Source organism: Psychrobacter pulmonis, from assembly GCF_904846465.1.
Lineage (GTDB): Bacteria > Pseudomonadota > Gammaproteobacteria > Pseudomonadales > Moraxellaceae > Psychrobacter > Psychrobacter faecalis.
In genome coordinates this window covers 1-5,497 of the sequence record NZ_CAJHAT010000010.1, presented here as the reverse complement: position 1 = coordinate 5,497, position 5,497 = coordinate 1, and the positions used below count along the sequence as shown (strand labels likewise).

The 5,497-nt window shown below is 48.6% G+C and carries 2 tRNA genes and 3 rRNA genes; all 5 read right to left on the bottom strand.

The window, feature by feature from the left end:
• Positions 1–9: 9 nt before the first annotated feature.
• Positions 10–124, bottom strand: a 5S ribosomal RNA gene (gene rrf, locus JMX70_RS12375).
• A 119-nt stretch (positions 125–243) separates the two neighbouring features.
• Positions 244–3,105: ribosomal RNA gene (locus JMX70_RS12370) — 23S ribosomal RNA — on the bottom strand.
• A gap of 354 nt (positions 3,106–3,459) precedes the next feature.
• Positions 3,460–3,535: transfer RNA gene (locus tag JMX70_RS12365), tRNA-Ala, on the bottom strand.
• Positions 3,536–3,544: 9 nt separating this feature from the next.
• Positions 3,545–3,621 (bottom strand) — tRNA-Ile (locus JMX70_RS12360).
• 76 nt (positions 3,622–3,697) lie between these two features.
• A 16S ribosomal RNA gene (locus JMX70_RS12355) occupies positions 3,698–5,236 on the bottom strand.
• The 16S, 23S and 5S rRNA genes sit together here with 2 tRNA genes alongside, the layout of an rRNA operon.
• Between the last annotated feature and the right edge of the window lie 261 nt (positions 5,237–5,497).

The window sequence follows — 5,497 nt, the reverse complement described above, 5'->3', positions numbered from 1 at the left end:
GGAATAGAGAGCTGACGATGACCTACTCTCACATGGCCGGGGCCACACTACCATTGGCGCGATGATGTTTCACTTCTGAGTTCGGGAAGGGATCAGGTGGTGCCATCATGCTATTGTCGTCAGCAAAGGGGGTTAGATATGAGTCTGTGTGTTTTAATGACTAGTGTCATCTTAATCCAACTGAATCAAGGATTAAGGTGATATCGAAATAATTAGACTTGATACAAACCACTTGGGTGTTGTATGGTCAAGCCAAACGAGCAATTAGTACAGGTTAGCTACACACATCGCTGTGCTTCCACACCCTGCCTATCAACGTCCTAGTCTTGAACGGCTCTTTAGGGAAATCTAATCTTGAGGTGGGCTTCCCGCTTAGATGCTTTCAGCGGTTATCCCATCCGAACGTAGCTACCGGGCAATGCCATTGGCATGACAACCCGAACACCAGTGGTTCGTCCACTCTGGTCCTCTCGTACTAGGAGCAGATCCTCTCAAATTTCCAACGCCCACGGTAGATAGGGACCGAACTGTCTCACGACGTTCTAAACCCAGCTCGCGTACCTCTTTAAATGGCGAACAGCCATACCCTTAGGACCTGCTTCAGCCCTAGGATGAGATGAGCCGACATCGAGGTGCCAAACACCGCCGTCGATATGAACTCTTGGGCGGTATCAGCCTGTTATCCCCAGAGTACCTTTTATCCGTTGAGCGATGGCCCTTCCATACAGAACCACCGGATCACTAAGACCTACTTTCGTACCTGCTCGACTTGTGGGTCTCGCAGTTAAGCGCGCTTTTGCCTTTATACTCTATGAACGATTTCCGACCGTTCTGAGCGCACCTTCGTACTCCTCCGTTACTCTTTAGGAGGAGACCGCCCCAGTCAAACTACCCACCATACATTGTCCTCGGTATTGTTATACCTGAGTTAGAACCCCGACATGACCAGGGTGGTATTTCAAGGATGGCTCCACCAAGACTAGCGTCTCGGCTTCAAAGCCTCCCACCTATCCTGCACAAGTCAGGTCAAAGTTCAATGTAAAGCTGTAGTAAAGGTTCACGGGGTCTTTCCGTCTAGCCGCGGGTACACAGCATCTTCACTGCGATTTCGATTTCACTGAGTCTCTGCTGGAGACAGCGCTGCCATCATTATGTCATTCGTGCAGGTCGGAACTTACCCGACAAGGAATTTCGCTACCTTAGGACCGTTATAGTTACGGCCGCCGTTTACTGGGGCTTCGATCAAGAGCTTCGCATACGCTAACCCCATCAATTAACCTTCCAGCACCGGGCAGACATCACACCCTATACGTCCACTTTCGTGTTTGCAGAGTGCTGTGTTTTTAATAAACAGTTGCAGCAGCCTGGTATCTGCGACTGCCAACAGCTCAAGGAGCAAGTCCTATCACCATCGGCAGCGTACCTTCTCCCGAAGTTACGGTACCATTTTGCCTAGTTCCTTCAGCAGAGTTCTCTCAAGCGCCTTGGTATTCTCTACCTGATCACCTGTGTCGGTTTAGGGTACGATTCGTTTATAACTATTGCTTAGAAGCTTTTCCTGGAAGCATGGTATTTGCCACTTCGCGGTACAAGTACCGCTTGCTATCAGATCTCAGCCATATTACAGTCCGGATTTGCCTAAACTGTAAGCCTACATCCTTTCACCTGGACAACCAACGCCAGGCTGACATAACCTACTCCGTCCCTCCATCGCATTATAAACAAGTATCGGAATATTAACCGATTTCCCATCGACTACGCCTTTCGGCCTCGCCTTAGGGGTCGACTCACCCAGCCCCGATTAACGTTGGACTGGAACCCTTGATCTTCCGGCGTGCGAGCTTTTCACTCGCATTATCGTTACTCACGTCAGCATTCGCTCTTGTGATACCTCCAGCATGCTTTACAACACACCTTCACAGGCTTACACAACGCTCCCCTACCACTTGAAAACAAATTCAAATCCGCAGCTTCGGCTCCTAGTTTGAGCCCCGTTACATCTTCCGCGCGGGCCGACTCGACTAGTGAGCTATTACGCTTTCTTTAAAGGATGGCTGCTTCTAAGCCAACCTCCTAGCTGTCTATGCCTTCCCACCTCGTTTCCCACTTAACTAGGAATTTGGGGCCTTAGCTGGCGGTCTGGGTTGTTTCCCTCTCCACAATGGACGTTAGCACCCACTGTGTGTCTCCCGGATATCACTCATCGGTATTCGGAGTTTGCATCGGTTTGGTAAGTCGGTATGACCCCCTAGCCGAAACAGTGCTCTACCCCCAATGGTGTTCGTCCGAGGCGCTACCTAAATAGCTTTCGGGGAGAACCAGCTATCACCGAGTTTGATTAGCCTTTCACCCCTATCCACAAGTCATCCCCTGGCTTTTCAACGACAGTGGGTTCGGTCCTCCGGTGCCTGTTACGGCACTTTCAACCTGCTCATGGATAGATCACTCGGTTTCGGGTCTATACCCTGCAACTAATCGCCCTATTAAGACTCGGTTTCCCTACGGCTCCCCTAAACGGTTAACCTTGCTACAGAATATAAGTCGCTGACCCATTATACAAAAGGTACGCGGTCACCCTAATAAATTAAGGCTCCCACTGCTTGTACGCACACGGTTTCAGGTTCTATTTCACTCCCCTCACAGGGGTTCTTTTCGCCTTTCCCTCACGGTACTGGTTCACTATCGGTCAGTCAGGAGTATTTAGCCTTGGAGGATGGTCCCCCCATCTTCAAACAGGATTTCTCGTGCCCCGCTCTACTTAATATGTTAACTCTAATGTTTCGAATACAGGACTATCACCTACTACGGTCAGCTTTCCCACGCTGTTCTTCTACATTAGAATTAATCGGCTTCTCCCCGTTCGCTCGCCGCTACTAGGGGAATCTCAATTGATGTCTATTCCTAAGGGTACTGAGATGTTTCACTTCCCCTCGTTCGCCTCTTATATAAATATAAGATACCTAGCTTATGCTAGGTGGGTTTCCCCATTCAGAAATCTCCGGATCACAGGATATTGCCGCCTCCCCGAAGCTTATCGCAGGCTGTCACGTCTTTCATCGCCTCTGACTGCCAAGGCATCCACCATGTGCGCTTCATTACTTGACCATACAACCCCAAGTAGTCTTTCGACTTCAAAGTGTCATACAATCTAATTATGATAACGATATCACCTATGTTTACGCTTGATTCAGTTCTCTTTACTTTTTTAAGAAATCCTCTTTGGGATAACAAACAATGTCGTTAAAAGAGGATTTCTTAAGGTTAGAGTGTCGCGTGAACACGCCACTCTAACCCAGACTCATATCTATGTTTTTAAATAGTTCTTACTCTCTCGTCGAGTAGTAAGTTTCCGTATAAAACAGAAAGAAGTAATCAGATAATATATTGCTATATTGGAATCACTTGTTTCTGTTTGATACCTATTCTTTTATTAGCATCTTAAGCTTACTGCGTTTATAGTGGTGGAGCCAAACGGAGTCGAACCGTTGACCTCCTGCGTGCAAGGCAGGCGCTCTACCAACTGAGCTATGGCCCCATATATAAATGGTGGGTCTAAGTGGACTTGAACCACTGACCCCCGCGTTATCAACACGGTGCTCTAACCAGCTGAGCTACAGACCCAAATTACGCTTGTATAAACGTAAGCTTAAACTAAAGAACAACTTGTTGTGAATTCTTGCTGACCGAATGCTGTCTATAAGGAGGTGATCCAGCCGCAGGTTCCCCTACGGCTACCTTGTTACGACTTCACCCCAGTCATCAACCACACCGTGGTGATCGCCTTCCTAAAAGGTTAGGCTAACCACTTCTGGTGCAATCAACTCCCATGGTGTGACGGGCGGTGTGTACAAGGCCCGGGAACGTATTCACCGCGGCATTCTGATCCGCGATTACTAGCGATTCCTACTTCATGGAGTCGAGTTGCAGACTCCAATCTGGACTACGATAGGCTTTTTGAGATTCGCATCACATCGCTGTGTAGCTGCCCTCTGTACCTACCATTGTAGCACGTGTGTAGCCCTGGTCGTAAGGGCCATGATGACTTGACGTCGTCCCCGCCTTCCTCCAGTTTGTCACTGGCAGTATCCTTAGAGTTCCCGGCCAAACCGCTGGTAACTAAGGACAAGGGTTGCGCTCGTTGCGGGACTTAACCCAACATCTCACGACACGAGCTGACGACAGCCATGCAGCACCTGTATTCTAATTCCCGAAGGCACTCCCGCATCTCTGCAGGATTCTAGATATGTCAAGACCAGGTAAGGTTCTTCGCGTTGCATCGAATTAAACCACATGCTCCACCGCTTGTGCGGGCCCCCGTCAATTCATTTGAGTTTTAACCTTGCGGCCGTACTCCCCAGGCGGTCTACTTATTGCGTTAGCTGCGTCACTAAGTCCTCAAGGGACCCAACGACTAGTAGACATCGTTTACGGCGTGGACTACCAGGGTATCTAATCCTGTTTGCTACCCACGCTTTCGAACCTCAGTGTCAGTATGATGCCAGAAGGCTGCCTTCGCCATCGGTATTCCTCCAGATCTCTACGCATTTCACCGCTACACCTGGAATTCTACCTTCCTCTCACCTACTCTAGCCTAACAGTATCAGATGCCGTTCCCAGGTTAAGCCCGGGGCTTTCACATCTGACTTATCAAGCCACCTACGCTCGCTTTACGCCCAGTAATTCCGATTAACGCTTGCACCCTCTGTATTACCGCGGCTGCTGGCACAGAGTTAGCCGGTGCTTATTCTGCAGCTAATGTCATCGTCCATGGGTATTAACCATGGAGTCTTCTTCACTGCTTAAAGTGCTTTACAACCAAAAGGCCTTCTTCACACACGCGGCATGGCTGGATCAGGGTTGCCCCCATTGTCCAATATTCCCCACTGCTGCCTCCCGTAGGAGTCCGGGCCGTGTCTCAGTCCCGGTGTGGCTGATCATCCTCTCAGACCAGCTACAGATCGTCGCCATGGTAGGCCTTTACCCCACCATCTAGCTAATCCGACTTAGGCTCATCTAATAGCGAGAGCAACAAGTTGCCCCCTTTCTCCCGTAGGTCGTATGCGGTATTAATTCGAGTTTCCCCGAGCTATCCCCCACTACTAGGTAGATTCCTAAGTATTACTCACCCGTCCGCCGCTCGTCAGCGAGAAGCAAGCTTCTCCTGTTACCGCTCGACTTGCATGTGTTAAGCCTGCCGCCAGCGTTCAATCTGAGCCATGATCAAACTCTTCAGTTTAATCTTGCATGAAGTCCTTTAAAGAGACTTCGAAACTTGGCTCATTTAATCTGGCAATTACGCTCTCGTATGTTTCATATAATGAATTAACTTTGAGTTTTCTTGCTGTCTTAAATGATAATTTTTATAGTTAGAAGGAACTCCGAAAAGAAGTTTCAACCAACTTTATTTTTTAGCATTCTGAATCAGCAAAAATCCACACAAGTTGTTCTTTAGTTATGCTTTTAAATAGTGTCAAGCTACTGTCGTCCAGTAGTTGAT